The organism is Pseudomonas sp. GQ91 (genome assembly GCF_059758795.1).
Window position 1 is genome coordinate 119,678 of the sequence record NZ_JCAXED010000005.1, and the last position, 19,440, is coordinate 139,117.

Annotated in this window: 15 protein-coding genes and 1 pseudogene; 4 read left to right on the forward strand and 12 right to left on the reverse strand. The window is 60.5% G+C overall.

The genetic code is table 11. The features are described from left to right. Positions 1-32 precede the first annotated feature (32 nt). The 3 genes from AC6CIA_RS09135 to amaB all read right to left on the reverse strand — a co-directional run bounded on the left by AC6CIA_RS09135 (position 33) and on the right by amaB (position 4,502). On the reverse strand, positions 33-1,169 hold the full coding sequence (locus AC6CIA_RS09135) for a branched-chain amino acid ABC transporter substrate-binding protein (protein WP_498311602.1): 1,137 nt from the start codon (positions 1,167-1,169) through the stop codon (positions 33-35). Between the two features lie 387 nt (positions 1,170-1,556). Next, the gene (gene amaA, locus AC6CIA_RS09140; RefSeq protein WP_498311603.1) at positions 1,557-2,840 is read right to left on the reverse strand and encodes an L-pipecolate oxidase; all 1,284 of its coding nucleotides are present in this window, start codon (positions 2,838-2,840) and stop codon (positions 1,557-1,559) included. A 171-nt stretch (positions 2,841-3,011) separates the two neighbouring features. After that, positions 3,012-4,502 carry an L-piperidine-6-carboxylate dehydrogenase gene (gene amaB / locus AC6CIA_RS09145; protein WP_498311604.1) on the reverse strand — a complete coding sequence of 497 codons (1,491 nt, stop codon included), beginning with the start codon at positions 4,500-4,502 and terminating at the stop codon, positions 3,012-3,014. A 153-nt stretch (positions 4,503-4,655) separates the two neighbouring features. Here amaB and AC6CIA_RS09150 point away from each other — a divergent pair, with 153 nt between their 5' ends. The 3 genes from AC6CIA_RS09150 to nadE all read left to right on the forward strand — a co-directional run bounded on the left by AC6CIA_RS09150 (position 4,656) and on the right by nadE (position 7,769). Further along, complete coding sequence (locus AC6CIA_RS09150; RefSeq protein WP_498311605.1) at positions 4,656-5,570, forward strand: LysR family transcriptional regulator; 915 nt, start codon at positions 4,656-4,658, stop codon at positions 5,568-5,570. Positions 5,571-5,723: 153 nt separating this feature from the next. Then, positions 5,724-6,938, forward strand: a complete 1,215-nt coding sequence (gene pncB / locus AC6CIA_RS09155) for a nicotinate phosphoribosyltransferase (RefSeq protein WP_498311606.1) — start codon at positions 5,724-5,726, stop codon at positions 6,936-6,938. Positions 6,939-6,941: 3 nt separating this feature from the next. Beyond that, on the forward strand, positions 6,942-7,769 hold the full coding sequence (gene nadE, locus AC6CIA_RS09160; protein ID WP_498311607.1) for an NAD(+) synthase: 828 nt from the start codon (positions 6,942-6,944) through the stop codon (positions 7,767-7,769). 136 nt (positions 7,770-7,905) lie between these two features. Here nadE and azu read toward each other — a convergent pair whose 3' ends face one another. Continuing rightward, entirely contained in the window at positions 7,906-8,352 is a 447-nt protein-coding gene (gene azu, locus AC6CIA_RS09165; RefSeq protein ID WP_339531822.1) for an azurin, read from the reverse strand. A gap of 383 nt (positions 8,353-8,735) precedes the next feature. Between azu and AC6CIA_RS09170 the strand changes: the two genes are divergently transcribed. Further along, positions 8,736-8,924 carry a hypothetical protein gene (locus tag AC6CIA_RS09170; RefSeq protein ID WP_339531823.1) on the forward strand — a complete coding sequence of 63 codons (189 nt, stop codon included), beginning with the start codon at positions 8,736-8,738 and terminating at the stop codon, positions 8,922-8,924. Positions 8,925-9,118: 194 nt separating this feature from the next. Here the strand turns inward: AC6CIA_RS09170 and AC6CIA_RS09175 are convergent, their stop codons facing one another. The 8 genes and pseudogenes from AC6CIA_RS09175 to ssp4 (AC6CIA_RS09210) all read right to left on the reverse strand — a co-directional run bounded on the left by AC6CIA_RS09175 (position 9,119) and on the right by ssp4 (AC6CIA_RS09210) (position 19,260). After that, positions 9,119-10,009, reverse strand: a complete 891-nt coding sequence (locus AC6CIA_RS09175) for a transglutaminase family protein (protein WP_498311608.1) — start codon at positions 10,007-10,009, stop codon at positions 9,119-9,121. Continuing rightward, positions 10,009-12,495: a circularly permuted type 2 ATP-grasp protein gene (locus AC6CIA_RS09180; RefSeq protein WP_498311609.1), complete on the reverse strand. Its 2,487-nt coding sequence runs from the start codon at positions 12,493-12,495 to the stop codon at positions 10,009-10,011. The genes AC6CIA_RS09175 and AC6CIA_RS09180 overlap by 1 nt, the downstream gene beginning before the upstream one ends. Positions 12,496-12,606: 111 nt before the next feature. Next, on the reverse strand, positions 12,607-15,897 hold the full coding sequence (locus AC6CIA_RS09185) for a transglutaminase family protein (RefSeq protein ID WP_498311610.1): 3,291 nt from the start codon (positions 15,895-15,897) through the stop codon (positions 12,607-12,609). A 197-nt stretch (positions 15,898-16,094) separates the two neighbouring features. After that, the gene (locus AC6CIA_RS09190) at positions 16,095-16,544 is read right to left on the reverse strand and encodes a hypothetical protein (RefSeq protein WP_498311611.1); all 450 of its coding nucleotides are present in this window, start codon (positions 16,542-16,544) and stop codon (positions 16,095-16,097) included. Positions 16,545-16,627: 83 nt separating this feature from the next. After that, a complete protein-coding gene (locus AC6CIA_RS09195) occupies positions 16,628-17,086 on the reverse strand; it encodes a hypothetical protein (RefSeq protein WP_498311612.1) in 459 nt (152 codons plus the stop codon). Next, a complete protein-coding gene (ssp4, locus tag AC6CIA_RS09200; protein WP_498311613.1) occupies positions 17,086-17,847 on the reverse strand; it encodes an Ssp4 family T6SS effector in 762 nt (253 codons plus the stop codon). Before ssp4 (AC6CIA_RS09200) ends, AC6CIA_RS09195 begins: the two co-directional genes overlap by 1 nt. A gap of 30 nt (positions 17,848-17,877) precedes the next feature. After that, positions 17,878-18,339: a hypothetical protein gene (locus AC6CIA_RS09205; protein WP_498311614.1), complete on the reverse strand. Its 462-nt coding sequence runs from the start codon at positions 18,337-18,339 to the stop codon at positions 17,878-17,880. Further along, positions 18,340-19,260, reverse strand: a pseudogene (gene ssp4 / locus AC6CIA_RS09210) (Ssp4 family T6SS effector). It abuts the gene before it with no gap. Positions 19,261-19,440: the final 180 nt, after the last annotated feature.

The following is a 19,440-nucleotide window of genomic DNA, read 5'->3' on the forward strand; positions in this document are numbered from 1 at the left end:
CCGCTCCCACATTGGGTCTGTGGCGCTCAGCCTTACTTCTGCTTTTCCAACTGGTGGTATTTGCCGTCCTTGTCCCACTGGTAAACCACATAGTCGGAGACTTTCAGGTCGCCCTTGGCGTCCCAGGTCTTCTCGCCCATCACGGTTTGCACCGGGTTGGCCTTCAGCCACTCGGCTGCATCTTCGCCCTTGTTGGATTTGGCCCCATTGAAGCCGGCGGCCAGGGCCTGGAGCGAGGCGTAGGCGTACAGGGTGTAGCCCTCGGGCTCGTAGCCGGATTTGCGGAATTCGTCCACCACCGCCTTGCTGTCGGGCAGCTTGCGCGGGTCGGCGCCGAAGGTCATGTAGACACCATCGACGTATTGCGCCCCACCGGCGGTAGTCACCAGTTCGTCGGTCACGATGCCGTCATCGGACATGAACTTGACGTCCTTGAGGCCTGCTTCACGCAGTTGGCGAACCAGAGGACCGGCTTCCGGGTGCAGGCCACCGAAGTACACGACGTCGGCCCCCAGGGAGCGGATCTTGGTGACCAGTGCGCTGAAGTCTTTTTCGCCCCGGGTCAGGCCTTCCTCCAGCACCGGTTTCACGCCGCGTTTGATCAACTGGGCAGTGGTGGCATCCGCCAGCCCCTTGCCGTAGGTGTCCTTGTCGTTGATGACCGCGACTTTCTTGCCTTTGAGCACATCGACGATGTAGTCACCGGCGACAATGCCTTGCTGGTCATCACGTCCGCACATACGGAACATGGCGCCCATGCCGCGCTCGGTCACTTGCGGGTTGGTAGAGCCGGGAGTGATAGCGATGATGCCCGCGTCGTCGTAGATCTCGGAGGCAGGAATGGTATTTGACGAGCAGAAATGCCCGACCACGCCGATCACCTTTTCCTGGTCGACCAGGCGGTTGGCGACGGCCACCGCCTGTTTGGGCTCGCACGCATCGTCGCCGGCCACCAGTGCAATCTTCTCACCGTTGATCCCGCCCGCCTTGTTAATCGCATCGGCCGCCGCTTGGGCACCTTTCATGTACTGATCACCAAATGCCGCGTTGGCGCCGGTCATCGGCCCCGCTACGCCAATCTTCACATCAGCTTGAACAAACGTAGACACACCCAGTGCAGCTGCCACTGCGAGGGCCAGGAAGCCTTTCTTGTAAAACGTCTGGGACATGAGGTGGTGCTCCGAGTTTTTTGTTTATGGGCACTGCAATTTCACTTCAAACTTTCACTTGAAACCTTCACGTAAAAGCTGAGAGCAAGGGGCGTGCCAGTGGGTTTTTATTATTGAAAAAGACACGGTGTCATTGTTATTACAGGGGTTTCGGCGCCTTTTCGCGGGTCGTGCAACCGTCTATCTCGTAAAGGTGCAACCCTCCAGCAAAAAAAGTAGCACCTGGCCGATGATCGATATCAGGCAGCCATCAATCGACTGGCCAAGCTTATGTAACAACGCGCGTAACGGAACTGCACATTTACAGTGCGGCGTTGCTACGACTCGCACCAATACAGATGAATAGCCGGCTAAGAAACTGCCGGCTTCTGCCTGCTATTGCGTTGATCAGATGACAATTCGCAGGCATTGGCCCGCGTGATACAGCGAAAAACCCGCCTCATACAAACAGCTGCGCAAGCCCGCGCCAGCCAACGGTTGCATCGGCGCGAAAGGAATCGGCAAAGCCTGGGGATTCTGGTGACACAAATAGTCGGCGAAGGCCTTGCCCACCACACTGCCGGTGGTCACGCCGCGCCCGTTGTACCCCGTGACGGCCACCAGGCCGGGCGCCGGCTCGAAAAGCCGCATCAGATGGTCCGGCGTGAATGCGATACAGCCCGTCCAGGTGCATTCCCAGTCCACCGCTTTCAGAAACGGGAAATAGTGCTGCTGCACCCGGTCGGCCCAGGCCTTGAGGAACCAGGCCGGCTTCTGGTTGCCGTTGCCCAGGCTGCCGAGTAACAACCTGCCATCCGCATCGCGGCGAATACTGCTGAGTACCTGTCGCGTATCCCATGAACCCTGCCCGCCCGGCAGAATCTGTTGCGCAGCGTCATCGGTGAGCGGCGTGGATGCCACTTGATAGTAATACCCGGGAAAAAAGTTGCGGCGCAGCGCTGTCCACTCGCCCTCGGTGTAGGCGTTGGAAGCAATCACCACTTGCCCGGCATGCACCGCGCCCTGGGCAGTCTGCACCGACCAGCGCGAACCCTGGCGCTCCAGCCGAACCACGGGGGAACGCTCGAACAACTGCCCTCCAAGGCCGATGGCCGCACTCGCCAGACCGCTGGTGTAGGCCATCGGGTTAAGGGTACCGGCGCGCCGATCCAGCAGGGCGGCGGCGATCTTTTTGGTGCCGGTGGCCTGCTCGCAGGCCGAGCCGGTCAATAGCTCCACCGGTGCGCCCCGCCGTTTCCATTGTTCTTCGCGACTGCGCAGGTCCGCTTCGCCACGGGCGTTGTGCGCCATGTGCAAAGTGCCCTCGCGCCGCAGTTGGCAGTCGATGTGGTATTTGTCGATCAGGCTGAATACCAGAGAAGGTGCAGCGCCGAGCATGCGATTGAGTTGACTGCCCACCGCTTCGCCAAAACCGGCCTCGATCTCGTCCGGTGGGATCCACATCCCGGCGTTGACCAACCCGACATTGCGCCCCGAGCCGCCGTGCCCGGTGCGATGGGCCTCCAGCACGGCGACACTCTTACCTTGCTCCAGCAAATGGATGGCCGCCGACAACCCGGTGATACCGGCGCCGATCACGCAGACATCCACCTTGACCTCGCCCTTGAGCGCGGCGTGATCCGGCCGGCCGGGGGTCAGTTGTTCCCATAAACACGCTTCGCGCAGTGCCATTGCCAGACTCCGATGAGACCTAACAAACAACAATTTTGCTGTGCAAATGCAATCAAGTGGGGGAGCGGGCTTGCTCGCGAATGCGGTGGATCAGTTGTATATCCGTTGACTGACACACCGCTTTCGCGAGCAAGCCCGCTCCCACATTTTTGAGCGCATTTGGACAGGTATTCAGTCGAAAGTGATGCCCTGAGCCAGCGGCAACTCCAGCGAGTAGTTCACCGTATTGGTCTGCCGGCGCATGTAGCCGCGCCAGGCATCCGAACCCGACTCACGACCGCCACCGGTTTCTTTCTCGCCGCCAAACGCACCGCCAATTTCGGCGCCGCTCGGGCCGATGTTGACGTTGGCGATCCCGCAGTCACTGCCCACCGCGGACATGAATTGCTCGGCTTCGCGCACGTCGGTGGTGAAAATGCAGGAGGACAGCCCCTGGGGCACCGCGTTATTCAGGCGCAGGGCTTCGGCAAAATCGCTGTAGCCGATCACATACAGGATCGGCGCGAAGGTTTCGCTGCGCACCACTTCACTTTGCTCAGGCATTTCCACAATCGCCGGCGCGACGTAGTAGGCGTCGGGGAATTTATCCTGCAACTGGCGCGTGCCGCCAAACACCTTGCCGCCTTCGCTCAAGGCTTGTTCCAATGCATCCTGCATGTTGTCGAAACTGTGTTTGTCGATCAGCGGACCGACCAGGTTGCCTTCCAGCGGATGACCAATACGCACCTTGGAATATGCAGCCTTGAGGCGGGTGACGATCTCTTCTTTTACCGATTCATGGGCGATCAGCCGGCGCAAGGTGGTACAACGCTGGCCGGCGGTACCGACAGCGCTGAACAGAATGGCGCGCACAGCCATGTCCAGGTCGGCGCTCGGGCCCAGGATCATCGCGTTGTTGCCACCCAGTTCCAGAATGCTGCGGGCAAAACGCGCGGCCACCTTCGGCGCCACTTCGCGGCCCATGCGGGTACTGCCGGTGGCGCTGATCAGCGCCACACGCGGATCATCCACCAGGGCGGCGCCGGCATCGCGGCCGCCGATAATCACTTGGCTCAAGTACTGCGGGGCATCACTGAAACCTTTCAACGCCCGCTCGAACAGCGCCTGGCAGGCCAGGGCGGTCAGCGGGGTCTTTTCGGAGGGTTTCCAGATCACCGCATTGCCACACACCAGCGCCAGCGCGGTGTTCCACGCCCACACAGCCACCGGAAAGTTGAAGGCACTGATCACGCCGACCACGCCCAGCGGGTGCCAGGTCTCCCGCATGTGATGGCCGGGCCGCTCGGAGGCGATGGTCAAGCCGTACAACTGACGCGACAGGCCCACGGCAAAGTCGCAGATGTCGATCATTTCCTGCACTTCACCCAGGCCTTCCTGGGTGATCTTGCCGGCTTCCCACGAAACCAGCTCGCCCAGGTCCGCCTTGTACTCACGCAACAGGTCGCCGAACTGACGCACCAGCTCACCGCGACGCGGCGCCGGCACGTTGCGCCAGGCCTCGAAAGCATGCTCTGCGCGACTGACCTGCTGCTCGACCTCGGCCGCGCCTTCCCAGTGCACGCTGGCAATCCGACTGCCGTCAATGGGCGAATGCACGGGCTGCTTACCCGACTGATACAGGGCTGGCTCTACACCAAGACGATCAAGCAATGCGGCAACCATGGGTCACTCCTTCAATCTGCAACAAATAATTGCGCCGCCAACCAGCGCGGCTATCCAGCGCTTATTTGTAGCTGGCCCAAGACTTGTCAACAAACGACGATTAGGCGAGATATCATTCCGTTTATTCATGCAAAGAACAAAAAGAGACGTGCCGTGCTGAATAAAAGACATTTGCCCTCGATCACCGCCCTGCAATGTTTCGAGGCCGTGACCCGTCACCTGAGCTTCACCCGGGCCGCCGAAGAGTTGAACCTCACCCAAAGCGCGGTCAGCAAACAGGTCGCGCAGCTGGAAGAACTGCTGCAACACCTGCTGTTCCGTCGGGTGCGGCGTCGCCTGCAGATGACGCCGGCGGGCGATCTGTATTTGGTGGAAGTGCGCAAAATCCTCACGCAAGTGGAGATGTCGACCCACTACCTGCGTTCTTACGGTGGCGAGACCGAAGTACTGCGGGTATCCACGCCCTATACCTTCGGCGCGCGCTGGCTGGTGCCACGGCTCAAGGGTTGGCGCCTGCGACACCCGCAGATTCACCTGGACCTGTGTAACGAACAGGCGCCCGACGAACTGCTGCAAGGCAAGGCCGACCTGGCGTTTTACTTCGGTGCCGGTTCACGCCCTGGCACCGAAAGTCTCGAGTTGTTCAGCGAAGAGCTGATACCGGTCTGCGCGCCCGACAGCCTGCCGGCCATCCCCTTCAGCGATCCCACGCAATTGAGCGATCTGGTACTGCTGCAAAATGCCTCGCGCCCCCAGGGCTGGCACGACTGGTTCGCCAGCCAGGGTTACCAGACCGAACACAGCTACCACGGGCCGCGTTTCGACACCTTTTACATGTGCATCCGTGCTGCCCAGGTGGGCTGTGGCGTGGCGCTGTTGCCCAGGTTCCTGGTGGAAGAGGAATTGGCCGATGGCAAGCTGGTCATCCCCTGGCAGCATGCCATGCCCAGCCAGGATGCCTATTACCTGGCGTATCCCGAGCATTCGGCGGAAGTGCCCAAGGTGCGGGACTTTGTGCGCTGGATGCTGGAGCAGGTCCAGGGATCTGGAGTAAAACCCAACCCCTAAAACCACGCCCATACCCACACCACGAGAACACCGCGAAGCGCATAGCCAAAAAATCGCTGGCCTAACGGCACTTGTCTATGCGCCACTAGCACCATCCTTCAATTGCCCGTACAAGGCCGGCGCCCTTCGCCGACCCGTCTGGAGATTCCCGCTATGAGCGAGAGTGTGTTTGCCGATCGCATCGTGCAGAACCTGCTCGACACCGACTTCTACAAGTTGACCATGATGCAGGCGGTGCTGCACAACTACCCCAACGTGGAAGTTGAATGGGAGTTCCGCTGCCGTAACAGCGAAGATCTGCGGCCTTACCTGGCGGAGATTCGTTACCAGATCGAGCGCCTCGCCGAGTTGAGCCTGAGCCCCGATCAACTGGGGTTCCTGGAGCGCATCAGCTTCATGAAACCGGACTTCTTGCGCTTCCTCGGCCTGTTTCGTTTCAACTTGCGCTATGTGCAGACCGGCATCGAAAACGGCGAGTTGTTTATCCGCCTGCGCGGGCCGTGGCTGCATGTGATTTTGTTTGAAGTGCCGTTGCTGGCCATCGTCAGCGAAGTGCGCAACCGCTATCGCTACCAGACCATCATCCTTGAACAGGCCCGCGAACAGCTTTATCGCAAGTTCGACTGGCTGACCGCCAACGCCAGCCGTGATGAATTGTCGGAGTTGCAGGTGGCGGACTTTGGCACTCGGCGGCGCTTCTCTTACCGCGTGCAGGAGGAAGTGGTGAATGTCCTCAAGCACGACTTCCCCGGCCGTTTTGTCGGCACCAGCAACGTGCATCTGGCCCGCGAGCTGGACATGAAGCCACTGGGCACCATGGCCCACGAATGGATCATGGCGCATCAGCAACTGGGGCCCCGCCTGATTGACAGCCAGATCGCCGCCCTCGACTGCTGGGTCCGCGAATACCGGGGTCTGTTGGGGATTGCCTTGACTGATTGCATCACCACCGACGCGTTCCTCGGCGATTTCGATCTGTATTTCGCCAAGCTGTTCGACGGCCTGCGCCACGATTCCGGTGATCCGGTGCAGTGGGCCGAGAAGGCCATTGCCCACTATCACAAGCTGGGGATCGAGCCGATGAGCAAGACCCTGGTGTTCTCCGACAGCCTGACGCTGCCCAAGTCGCTGGAGATTTTCCGGGCGCTGCGCGGTCGGATTAATGTCAGCTTTGGCATCGGCACCAACCTGACCTGTGATATTCCAGGTGTGGAACCGATGAGCATCGTGCTTAAAATGACGGCCTGCAATGGCCAGCCCGTGGCGAAGATTTCCGATGAAGCGGGTAAGACCCATTGCACGGATCCCAACTTCGTCGCCTATCTGCGCCACGTTTTTAAAGTCCCTGCCATTTCCAGCGAGGAGTGAATCATGCAAGCCGTACAGCGTGAAATTGCTGAACAGCTCAAGGTCCAGCCGCCGTTCAAAGACCCTGCCGCCCTTGAGGCGGAAGTTGCCCGGCGGATTACCTTTATCCAGGACTGCCTGCTCAACTCAGGGCTCAAGACCTTGGTACTGGGCATCAGCGGTGGCGTCGACTCCCTGACGGCCGGTCTGCTGGCCCAGCGCGCGATGAAAGAACTACGCGCGAAAACCGGCGACCAGGCGTACCGTTTTATTGCCGTGCGGCTGCCTTACGACACCCAGTTCGACGAACATGACGCCCAGGCTTCGGTAGACCTTATCGCGCCCGACGAGCGCCACACGGTGAACATCGCCCCGGCGGTCAAGGCCCTGGCCGCTGAAGTCGTCGCGTTCGAGGGCAAGCACGCCGTCTCCCGGGATTTCGTACTGGGCAATACCAAGGCGCGGATGCGCATGGTGGCGCAGTACACCATCGCCGGTGCAACCGGCGGCCTGGTGATCGGTACCGACCATGCGGCGGAAGCGGTGATGGGCTTTTTCACCAAGTTCGGTGATGGTGCATGTGACCTGGCACCGCTGAGCGGGCTGGTGAAACACCAGGTGCGGGCGATTGCGCGACATTTTGGCGCGCCGGAATCGCTGGTGGAGAAAGTCCCGACGGCCGACCTGGAAGACCTGTCGCCGGGCAAGCCGGACGAGGCTTCCCATGGCGTGACCTATGCCGAGATCGATGCGTTCCTGCACGGCGAGACCGTGCCTGAGGAGGCGTTCAAGATCATCTGCGAGACTTACCGCAAGACCGAGCACAAGCGGGTAATGCCGTTTGCCCCGTGAGGCGGGACCGGTAGTTTGGTGTTGATTGCCAGACCGCTTTCGCGAGCAAGCCCGCTCCCACATTCGACCGCATTCTCATGTTGGAACTCGGTCAAGTGTGGGAGCGGGCTTGCTCGCGAAGAACGCTAACGCGGTCTTACTTCAGGGTCACAGTGCCTTTCATCATCGAGATGTGGCCCGGGAACGAGCAGAAAAAGCCGTATTTCTCGTCAGCCGAGAGTTTCGACACGTCGAAGGTGACCGAGTCTTTTTCCTTCGCACCGATAAGCTTGGTATGGGCGATGATGCGGGCATCACCTTCTTTCAGATAATCCTTGTCGATGCCGGCGGCCATGCCATCCGTCGCGATCGGCTGCATGTCGGCTTCTTTGCTCAGCACCCAGTTATGGCCCATGACGTTTTTCGGCAGGTTGCCGGAGTGAGTCAGCTCAACGGTGAACGTCTTGCAGCTCTTGTCGATTTCAATGGCCTTGGTGTTGAAGGACATCTGATCAGTGGAGTCGACGGTGACCTTGCACTCTGCAGCGAGCAACTGGCCGCTGGCCAATGTCAGCAGGGAAACAGCAACGATTTTGGCAAACATGTGGATCTCCAAGGCAGTGTTAGAAAACGCATAGTGCGACAAGGGTGCCTGAGGCAGGCCGATGGTTCCATGACCTGAATCAACAGATTGTATACAACTTTAGGCTATCAGACTGATCGATAGAATCAACCAGCCAAAATGCCATCACCCGTTTAGGATCGACTCATTCCCCCCTCCGGAGTTCGAGCCATGCACCTCAATAGCCTGTTCCGCAGCTTGCTTGCCGCCTACGCCTGTGGTGCGAGCGGTACTTACGAAACGTTCCATGTCGACTAACGTTTAATCCATGGGGCGAAACTTTGAAAACCCGATTAACCCTTCGGGCGCGTTTAAAGGCAGAATACCCACCGCTCAACCTCACCTTCGACCCCAGAGGATCGCCCATGGCAAAACCTAATTACTCCTTCGCCAAACGTCAGAGAGACTTGGCCAAGGAACAGAAGAAAGAGGAAAAGCTGCAACGCAAGAAAGCGGCTGCAGATGAAGAAGCGGCTGCATCGAACCCGGATGCTGAAGGTGAAGTGGCGACTGACGACGCCGAGACACCGAAAGACCCGGCCTCCGAAGCCTGAACCGATATTACGTAGCAGCGGTCGAGCCCCGGCGAGGCCGCGTACGGCTGCGAAGCCGTCGCAAAACCGGATAGAACGGTGTGTCAGGTACGTCGCAAACGCACGACAGCGGCTACGGGAGCACCCTGTGAGCTTGCCCGGCCACGTTCAAGGCGGTATCTACGGAACGCAGTCTTCCAGGCGTTCCGTGCCCCTCACTCCAGCGGCATCACTGTCACCCGGACTTCCGGGTCGTGGTTCCCGCCTCCCAGAATCACTCCACGCAACGGCGACACATCGGAAAAATCCCGGCCCCACGCCAGGGTGATGTGCTCGAGTGCCGGCTGCACATTGTTGGTCGGATCAAAATCCACCCAACCCAGCACCGGACAAAACACCGAGACCCAGGCATGGGACGCATCGGCGCCAATCAGCCGAGGTTGGCCGGGCGGGGGCTGGGTCAGCAGATAACCGCTGACATAGCGCGCCGCCAGACCCCGTGAGCGCACGCACGCGAGCATCAGGTGGGCGAAGTCCTGGCATACGCCGCGCCGCCGCTCCAGTACTTCCACCAGCGGCGTGGCAACCTGCGTGGCGTCGGCATCGAAGGTGAACTCGTTGAAAATCTTTTCCATCAGCGCCTGCACGCCCCGCAACAGCGGTCGCCCCGGCGGAAAACAGCTTGCGGAAAACTCGATGAAGTTTTTCTTCAGGTGCACGTAGGGCGATTCAAAGCGATAGCGGCACGCTTCGATGACCTGCACCGACAACGGCTGACTGCTGTAGGTCAGGCGCTCGCGGGTCTGATCCCAGGCAGGCGACTGGGAAAAATCCAGCACCGGCCGCGCCAGCACTTCCACGGTCAGTCCGGCATTGACCAGCAGTTCATCATGGGGCCGCTCGAACGCCAGCCGGGTGATCGGGTTGCCGAACACATCCAACTCATCCCGACGCGCCGTCGGCTCCGGACTGATCTGCAGTTGCCGGGAACTGCAACGTTGCCAGACACACGGGCGCGGCCATAAATGCGCCAGCTGCTGGGCCAGCGATACAGGGCTGTCGTAATGGTAGTGAGTGTCGTGAAAAATCTGGTAGCGAGCGCTCATCACACCGACACCGTTTGCTGGCTGACATCATCCACATGGGCAAAATGGCGCAAGGCCAGGCGGTCCGAGACCTGCCCGCTCTCATCAGCGACGGCTTGCAGCAGCTGCGCCAGACCATCCAGGGCCGCCCGCACGCTGCCTTCACCGAACAACGGGTTTTCCAGGCAACTCAGGTCAAAACGCGCCAGGCGTTCGACCAATGGCGCCAGCCCGGTCTCCCGTGGCACGCCGAAGTCATCATTGAGGCGACGCAAGGTACGGCTCACCAGTTTCAGTTGGAACAACACGGCATGAGGGTTCTGCTCATCCAGCAGCAACAAGTCCAGCACCGGTATCAATTGCGGCACCGCAAGGTAGCGGGAACGGTAGGTGATGCTGCTGTTACCCAGCTCCAGCAACCACTCCAACCCCGCTTGATCGAACACCGTGACCCCGCGCAGAAAGGCCGCGAGGCTGCTGCTGAGAAATTGCAGGCGCTCGATACGCCGCCCCATCATCAAAAAGCGCCAGCCTTCATCACGGGTCATATCATCCAGGGCAAACCCGGACAGCGCCGCGAGTGACATCACCAGCCGATTAAGAAAATCCAGCAACTCGCCGAAGTCCGGCGCCTGGTTTTCCAGCTCCAGGGCTTCACGCTGAAGCTCCACCAGGGCCTGCCAGTTTTCCCGCGACAACTTGCCCCGCACCTGGGAAGCCGCCCATTGCAGACGCTGCAGATTGGCCCGCAGGCTCGACGGCCAGTCATCACCGAGCAAGGCCGCCTGTAGCCGCTCGGGCAACGTGCCCTCCTCCGGCAACAGACGCAAACTTTCACCCAGCTCCACCGCCGCTTGCAGCGCTTGCGGATCGTCACCGTCGACATAACGGGCCAGGACGATTCGCAGCCAGCGCGCACTGTTATCGCAGCGCTCGCAATAACGACCGAACCAGAACAGGTTTTCCACCACCCGCGACGGCAGATATGGATCGCGCCGCACCAGGTCATGGGTACCAATCGTGCGCTGTGCGCGCCAATGTTCGCCACTGGCGGCACGCTCGCCAAGCACCCAGGTGTCCTTGCTGGCGCCACCGCGCTGCATCGCCACCACTTCGGCATCGGCCTCGGCGGCCACCCGCGTCAGGCCGCCTGGCAGCACGCGATATCCGTCGCCACTGGCAACGGCATACATACGCATGCCGATGGCACGATGTTGCAACTGAGCTTCGGCGGTCTGCCAGACCGGCGCCTGGGACAACTGCGCCAGTTCCTGGGCGACATACGCATACGGTCGTGCGCGCATACGCTCAGCCAAAGCCTCACGCTGTGCCTGATTCAAGTCGCGCCCAAACACCGGGCTGAAGCTCTGCGAAGGGAACGCCGGCTTGATCAACAACTGCGGCAGTTTCTCCAGGGCTTCGGCGAGCACTGGCGCTTCGCCGCACCACCAGGTGGCGATGGACGGCAGGATCAATGCCTCGCCAAACAAAAACTCGTTGATCTTCGGCAAGAACCCCAACAGGCCAGGCGACTCCAGCACGCCACTGCCCAGGGCATTTGCCACCAGCACATTGCCCTGCCGCACGGCGTCCAGCAGACCCGGCACGCCAAGCGCCGAGTCGGTGCGCAGTTCCAGAGGGTCGCAGAAGTCGTCGTCCAGGCGTCGCATGATCGCGTGCACCCGGCGCAGGCCGCTGAGGGTCTTCAGGTACACCGTGGCATCGCGCACGGTGAGGTCGCCGCCTTCCACCAGCGGGTAACCGAGCTGGCGAGCGAGATACAGGTGCTCGAAGTAGCTTTCGTTAAAGCGGCCCGGGGTCAACAGCACGATCAGCGGCGGCTGGTTGTCGCTGGGCGCCTGGCGGGCCAGGGTTTCCTGGAGCGTGCGAAAGAACCCGGTGAGGTGCTGCACCTGCAAGTCGCGGTACAGATCAGGAAACGCACGGGACACAATCGTGCGGTTTTCCAGTGCATAACCGGCGCCGGACGGCGCCTGGGTACGATCCGCCGTGACCCACCAGCGGCCATCCGGCGTACGCGCCAGATCCACCGCGTACAGGTGCATGAACGTACTCGCGGGCGGCGCGATGCCCTGGCATGGCCACAGGAAATTGTTATGCCCGAACACCAGCTCCGCCGGCAGCAATCCCTCGGCGATCAAGCGTTGCGGGCCATAGAGATCGGCCAGCAGCGCATTCAGCAGGCGCGCGCGCTGGGCGATGCCGGCCGACAAGTGCCGCCACTCATCCGCAGCCAGCACGTGAGGTAACAGGTCCAGCTCCCACGGGCGGTCAGCGCCCTTGGGATCGGCGTAGACGTTGTAGGTCACGCCATTTTCCTGGATCTGCCGGCTCAGCAGCGCCTGGCGCTGGGCCAGCTGCGCGGATGTGCTGCGTTGCAGATGATCGAGCAAGCGCTGCCAATGGGCACGGACCGCGCCGTGCTCATCCAGCAGTTCGTGATAGGTGCCCGCGGTCAGCGGGTAACGGTCGAGCAAGTCGGACATGGAACGCTCGGCAGAGGCAAGGGGGCTCAGATTAACCTACAAACACTGCAAATCTAATCGGCACTACGCAACTGTGGCGAGCCCGCCCGCCACAAAAGCCTGCTCCCCCGGTTAGTCTTTTTTATTGGGGAAACGCCGTAAATCCAGGGTCATCGGTAACTCATCGTTGATCACCAGCGTCGGCACCGCCAATGTTCCAGGGCTGTGTCCCAAACGGAAAAACCGCGCCAAGCGCCGACTTTCAGCTTCGTTGGCGTTCACCGGCAAGCTGTCATAGTTGCGCCCGCCTGGATGGGCGACATGATATTGGCAACCACCCAACGAACGCTGCATCCAAGTATCCAACAGGTCAAATACCAATGGCGCGTGCACCGCAATGGTCGGTTGCAGGCAGTTGGCCGGCTGCCAGGCGCGATAACGCACACCGGCGACAAACTCGCCGACTCGCCCGGTTGGCTGCAGCGGCACAGGAATGCCATTGCAGGTCAGCAGATAGCGGTGCGGCGGCAGTCCGCTCAACTTCACCTGCAAACGTTCCAGGGATGAATCCACATAGCGCACCGTGCCGCCGACCGCGCCCTCTTCCCCCAACACATGCCAGGGTTCCAGGGCCTGGCGCAGCTCAAGTTCGATACCGCTGACGGCATAGTCGCCGACCTTGGGAAAACGGAACTCCAGGTGCGCGGCAAACCATTCGGCCCGCAACGGGTACCCCGCGGCGTTCAGTTCGACGATCACGTCAGCGAAGTCCTGCTCGATAAAGTGCGGCAACAGGAAGCGATCGTGCAGCTCGGTGCCCCAGCGTGCCAGTTTCGGCGGCGTATAGGGCTCCCGCCAGAACCGCGCCACCAGCGCCCGCAGCAGCAGCTGTTGCGCCAGACTCATACGGGCGTGGGGCGGCATCTCAAAGGCACGCAGTTCCAGCAGGCCCAAGCGTCCGCTGGCGCCATCCGGCGAATACAGCTTGTCGATACAGAACTCGGCGCGGTGGGTGTTACCCGTGACGTCGATCAACAGGTTTCGCAGCAGCCGGTCGACGAGCCACGGCGGGCACTCTTCGCCCGGCGCGGGCATTTGTGCAAACGCGATTTCCAGCTCATACAGCGCATCATTACGGGCTTCGTCGACCCGCGGAGCTTGGGAGGTGGGGCCGATAAACAGGCCGGAAAACAGGTACGACAAGGACGGATGGTTATGCCAATAGCTGATCAGACTGCGCAGCAGGTCAGGGCGACGCAGAAACGGGGAGTCCTTGGGTGTCGCGCCGCCCAACACAAAGTGGTTACCGCCACCGGTCCCCGTGTGGCGGCCGTCGATCATGAATTTTTCGCTGGTGAGGCGGGTCTGCCGGGCCTCTTCGTAGAGAAACTCGGTGCGCTCCACCAACTCGTCCCAGGTGGCGGACGGCTGTACATTGACCTCGATCACGCCCGGGTCAGGCGTCACCCGGAAGTTGCTCAGGCGCGTGTCGGCCGGTGGCTCATAGCCTTCCAGCAGTACCGGGCAACGCAGTTCTTCGGCGGTGGCTTCAATGGCCGCGACCAACTCCAGGTAATCCTCGACACGCTCCAGAGGCGGCATAAACAGGTACAGGCGCCCTTCCCGGGCTTCGGCGCAGAGCGCGGTGCGCGTCAGCCAATCGGCGGACTCGTCGACTTTCGGCACGCGATCTTCGCTCAGTGCCGGTTCGCCGTGGCTTTGCAGTTGCGCGGTGGACGGCAATTGCGGATGGTCCTGATTCGGCTCCGTCGGGTGGACAAAGGGATACTCCGCCGCCGTCACCCACGGTTGCGATGCCAGCGGCAAGCGGTAGCCCAACGGCGAATCCCCTGGCACCAGCCGGCAGTGACTGTCGCGCAGGTACCAGCGCCCACTCTGCCAGCGATCATTGGCCGCCGTGCGCGCCAGCGGCAGCACCTGACCGATGATTTTATCCAGGCCCTGACTGAACACCTTGCGCAAGCGTTCGCGCTCCAGATCGTCGCTCAGTCGCGGATCCTCGGCGGTGACATTTTGTGGCAATGCGCCTTCGCGCCACAGGTAGTAGAAGTTGTCCTCGAAGGCCGGAAACACAAACCGCGCCGGCAGCTTCAGGCGTTCGGCGAGGCTGGTCAGGAAGCGGCCGGCCAACACGCCGTCGGCACCGTAGTCCTGCTGCTCATCGGCGATCAGCGCACTGTTGTGCCAGATCGGCACACCGTCGCGGCGCCAGTAGCAATTGAGAGACCAGCGCGGCAGTTGCTCGCCGGGGTACCACTTGCCCTGGCCGAAATGCACCAGGCCCTGCGGCGCGTAGTGTTTGCGCATACGCTGGAACAGCTCGGCCGACAGGCGACGCTTGTCCGGGCCCAGCGCGGCGGTATTCCACTCGGCGCCATCGGGGTCGTCGATCGAGACAAAGGTCGGCTCGCCGCCCATGGTCAGGCGGACGTCATGCTTGAGCAGGTCGCCATCGATCTGCCGACCCAGAGCCTGGATCGCGAGCCATTGTTCCTCGGTATAAGGCTTGGTGACACGTGGCGCCTCCCAAATCCGTTCCACCGACATTTCATGGACGAACTCACAGTCGCAAGGCTCCACCAAACCGCTGATCGGGGCTGCCGAGGAAGGATCGGGGCTACAGGCCAACGGGATATGTCCTTCACCAGCGAAGAGACCGGAGGTGGCATCCAGACCAATCCAGCCGGCGCCGGGGAGATACACCTCACACCAGGCGTGCAGGTCGGTGAAGTCCACGTCGGTGCCGGAAGGGCCGTCGAGCGCTTTGACATCGGCCGTCAGCTGGATCAGGTAGCCGGAGACAAACCGTGCCGCCAGTCCCAGGTGACGCAGCAGTTGCACCAGCAACCAAGCCGAATCACGGCAGGAGCCGGAGGCGTTCTCCAAGGTGACTTCCGGGGTTTGCACGCCCGGTTCCATGCGGATCAGGTAACCGATATCGGCGGCCAGACGTTGATTGAGGCCGACCAGGAAGTCCACCGCCGGCAATGGCGCGCGGTCAATACCCGCCAGGTAGGCGGCGAATTTCGGCGTCAGCGGCAAGGTTTCCAGATACGGCGCCAGCTCGCGCTGTTCATCGGCGGCGTAATTGAAAGGGATTGTCTCGGCGTAGGGTTCGAGGAAAAAATCGAACGGATTGAACACTGCCAGCTCGGCGACCAGATCGACTTCGATACGCAGTTCATCGGTCTTTTCCGGAAACACCAACCGCGCCAGGTAATTGCCCTGCGGGTCCTGCTGCCAATTGATGAAATGCTGCCGGGGCAGCACCTTCAGCGCATAAGACAAGATCCGCGTGCGGCTATGGGCCGCCGGGCGCAAGCGCACAATCTGCGGGCCGAGCTCCACCGCGCGGTCGTAGCGGTAATGCGTAACATGGTGCAACGCGACATGAATCGACACGGCGGCCTCCTGCGAGCCAGGGCATGCAAGCAAAGCGCGCAAGACTTATGCCAGAGCGGCAGCTGCTGTGCTTTATCGTCGGCTTGCGCGCAGTACAGCACCAAAACAGCGCGACGGCAGACCTTGTGGTGCGACGGTTGCCCATATTTGTGGCGGGCATCCGCGGGTAGGTGGTGAATCTACCCAACCCTGTCGATCTATCGAGACGTGTGTTTAGCCATTAGCGCTTGGCGCAGGTGGCGAATTTCCAGCAGTCTTGCGCGCATTTCGCGGTGGCGCTTGCTGTTGAGCAATAGCAAACCTGACAACGGAAAGAGCACAGCCGAGCAATAGACCCACAAGTGAGGTTGGTACTGAATCATCGGCACCACAAATAACAGGCAGCACCCCAGATATCCCGCCACCAACCCGGCTGCCCACGGGCGTCCGCGCGCGATCATCACGTTGCCAAATACCAGCACCGCTACCAGCACCAGAGTCGCCAACCCGGAGTAGTTGGTCCTGAGCGAAGGGTCAACACCACGCAAATAAGTCACGTTCGCCAAGGAAACGGCGACGGAGCCGGAAAAAATCGCCATGAAGATCGTGCCCATGAACACTGGGAAATAACGGGCGAGAAAACTACCCATATCAGGGAATCCATTCATTCCGTCTGCTCCTCGTACAAACCGACAGCAATGCCCACCAGAGAGGCCGCCCGTTGAATTCGACATCGATCTACACGAGGCCTTCAGCGTCGTTTTCTCGGGACCTTCCCCGAGCCTTTCTTCAGCGACTCGCGCTGCTGACGAATCTCGACGAGTTTGCTGCGCATTTCGCGATGGCGCTTGCTATTGAGCAACAGCAGCCCCAGCAATGGGAACAGCAACCCTATTACATACGCAGCCATATGTGGCCGATAGCTATAGGTCGGCAACACGACCAGAAAACATACAACGTAGAAAGCAGCGATGGCCCAAACGCCCCACACTCGCCCTCTAATCATGACGAAATGACTGAACGCCAAGAGTAAGCCTAAGAAAACAGCCACCAGAAAAGAATAACGCGCCCGCTCTGGATCACTGCGAAAGAATGTACTTGATGCCAATGAAATAGCGGCGGAGAGAGAGAAGCAGGCAAGGAAAAATGCACATATGAATGCTGGAAAATACTGGGCTAAAAACGCTTTCAATGAACCTTGGCGATCCATCACTCAAGCTCCTCATACAGGCCAACTGCAATCGTTCGAATGTTGCCTGATAGGGCGCTCCCAGTAAAACCAATGGCAGCCCCGAGGGAGTCTCTGATCTGCGTCACAGTCGCGTGTTTGAGCTCGGTTGCCGAATAACGCTTGACCAACTCACCGGAGCGCTGGCGCAGTTTCAAGAGTTTATTGCTCAGGCTTGGATCTTTCAGGCTTAGCAGTTCCTTGGTGAGCGCCTTGCGTTGCTGACGGGTCAACCCCTTGGACAACTCGTACCAACTTCTGCCAGTGGTCACCTTTCGAGCCTGCAGCAGCCGCAGAGTCGTTAGAGTAGAGGCGCCGGCACCCAGCAGTGAAGCGGCGTCCAATACCGGCATTGCATAGCGATACCAGTCCTCGCTATCCATATCGTCGTTGGCCGCCGGATCATTGAGTTCGTTGAAAGCTCTCATGCCCCCGACTACACATTGCACAGTACTGGCCGCTGCAGCTGTCGCGCCGATGCCCGTCACCACCAGGCTCGCGCCACCCGTGAAAGGCACGGCGACTGTACCGCTGAACACCACAATCCAACCAAGGATTGCGCCCGTACAAGACAAGGTCGTATTGACCGCTTCCCCCACTAACCGGGACTCCCGCGGGTTGCCAGTCACCTGATTGGCAAACTGCGCAGGCGAAATGTACTTCTGCGCCTCGCGCAGAATGATCCGCTTGGGCTTGATACTGCAAATCGGCTTGAACTCCCGCAGGGGCAGCCCGTTCGGCATTGATCTACACGACACCTATACGTGAGGCCTTCAGCGTCGTTTTCTCGGGACCTTCCCCGAGCCTTTCTTCAGCGACTCGCGCTGCTGACGAATCTCGACGAGTTTGCTGCGCATTTCGCGATGGCGCTTGCTATTGAGTAACAGAAGGCCCACTAGCGGAAACAACACAGCCAATGCATAGATGACTTTATGCGGACGATCCTCGATGGTGGGCAATACGCCCAGCAAGCATACAACCAGCACCACCGTCACCCCCCAAACCCACTGCGGCCGACCACGCACCACCATGAAATTGCAGTGCACCACGACCATGGTGGCCGCCGCGCCCCCCAGCATCGACCAAGTCACTTGCTCGTCAAGTGAAGCCCCGGCGAAATAGGACGCAGACACCAAGGGGATAGCACAGGCCAACGAAAACAGCGCCGCGAAAATCCCACCCATGAATGTCGGGAAGTAGCGCGCCAGAAAACGCGGAAGACTGAGATCGTCCATCTACTCCTCCAACTCTTCATACAAGCCGACGGCAACGGTTTTGACATTCCCCGACAAGCTGCTGCCGGTGAAACCAATTGCCGCGCCCAGGGAGTCTTTGATCTGGGTAACCGTAGCGTGCTTGAGCTGAGTCGGAGTGAAGCGCTTGGGCATTTCCCCGGCCAGTTGCTTGAGCTTGAGCATTTTCGGCGTCAGCCTCGGGTCGTTAATGCTCAGTAACTCTTTGGTCAACTTCGACCTTTCCTGGCGAGTCAGCCCGCGTAAGACTTCACGCAGGCTTTTACCGGTAGCGGCCTTGGCGACCCTCACAAGTTTTATGGTGGTCAAAGTGGAAGCCCCCACGCCTAGTAAAGAGGCCGCATCTAGACCAATCGAAGCGTATTGATACCACTCCTCACTGTCCAGCTTGTCGTTGAATTGCGGATTGACCACTTCAACGACCGTGCGGATGCTACCGGCAAGACACTGCACCGAACTGGCGGCCGCAGCGGTATAACCCAGAGCCACAACCACCGCGCTGGTCCCGGCACTGAAGGGAATCGCAACCGACCCACTGAGCACGACAATCCAGCCCAATACCGCTCCGGCACAGGATAAGGTGGTATTGATTGCCTCTCCGACCAGTCGTGACTACCGGGGATTGCCCTGCACCTGCTGGGCAAATTGCGCCGGAGCGATGTATTTCTGCGCCTCGTGCAAGATGATCCGCTTGGGCTTGATACTGCAAATCGGCTTGAACTCGCGCAGGGTCACGACGTTGAAGTCGGCATCGATGTACACCACGCCAGCGCCGACGATTCCGGGGTCGGCGTCGATGGCGGCGAACAGGCGTGGCAGGTTGATCTGGCTTTCGATGCGCTGGCGGGCCAGGAACTGGGAGGGGCTGGAGTCTATGCCGATACCGAGCTGGAGGCTGCTCATGTTTACTCTTCCTTGAAATGAGGCCCCTCTGTAGGAGCGAGCTTGCTCGCGAAAATCTTCAACGCTGACGCGTGCATCCTGGGGGAGTGCGGCGCCTTTGAGTTTTTCGCGAGCGAGCTCGCGCCTACAAGGAGAGGGGGCCGAATGGGCGTTACCTTAACAAACGGGAGGGTCGGCTCG

What these genes read in the sequence shown, in the direction of transcription:
- AC6CIA_RS09205 (WP_498311614.1), bottom strand. Translation starts at nt 18,339, where the DNA reads ATGGACGATCTCAGTCTTCCGCGTTTTCTGGCGCGCTACTTCCCGACA.
- AC6CIA_RS09195 (WP_498311612.1), bottom strand. Translation starts at nt 17,086, where the DNA reads ATGGATCGCCAAGGTTCATTGAAAGCGTTTTTAGCCCAGTATTTTCCA.
- nadE (WP_498311607.1), top strand. Translation starts at nt 6,942, where the DNA reads ATGCAAGCCGTACAGCGTGAAATTGCTGAACAGCTCAAGGTCCAGCCG.
- AC6CIA_RS09135 (WP_498311602.1), bottom strand. Translation starts at nt 1,169, where the DNA reads ATGTCCCAGACGTTTTACAAGAAAGGCTTCCTGGCCCTCGCAGTGGCA.
- ssp4 (WP_498311613.1), bottom strand. Translation starts at nt 17,847, where the DNA reads ATGCCGAACGGGCTGCCCCTGCGGGAGTTCAAGCCGATTTGCAGTATC.
- amaB (WP_498311604.1), bottom strand. Translation starts at nt 4,502, where the DNA reads ATGGTTGCCGCATTGCTTGATCGTCTTGGTGTAGAGCCAGCCCTGTAT.
- azu (WP_339531822.1), bottom strand. Translation starts at nt 8,352, where the DNA reads ATGTTTGCCAAAATCGTTGCTGTTTCCCTGCTGACATTGGCCAGCGGC.
- AC6CIA_RS09170 (WP_339531823.1), top strand. Translation starts at nt 8,736, where the DNA reads ATGGCAAAACCTAATTACTCCTTCGCCAAACGTCAGAGAGACTTGGCC.
- pncB (WP_498311606.1), top strand. Translation starts at nt 5,724, where the DNA reads ATGAGCGAGAGTGTGTTTGCCGATCGCATCGTGCAGAACCTGCTCGAC.
- AC6CIA_RS09175 (WP_498311608.1), bottom strand. Translation starts at nt 10,009, where the DNA reads ATGAGCGCTCGCTACCAGATTTTTCACGACACTCACTACCATTACGAC.
- amaA (WP_498311603.1), bottom strand. Translation starts at nt 2,840, where the DNA reads ATGGCACTGCGCGAAGCGTGTTTATGGGAACAACTGACCCCCGGCCGG.
- AC6CIA_RS09190 (WP_498311611.1), bottom strand. Translation starts at nt 16,544, where the DNA reads ATGAATGGATTCCCTGATATGGGTAGTTTTCTCGCCCGTTATTTCCCA.
- AC6CIA_RS09180 (WP_498311609.1), bottom strand. Translation starts at nt 12,495, where the DNA reads ATGTCCGACTTGCTCGACCGTTACCCGCTGACCGCGGGCACCTATCAC.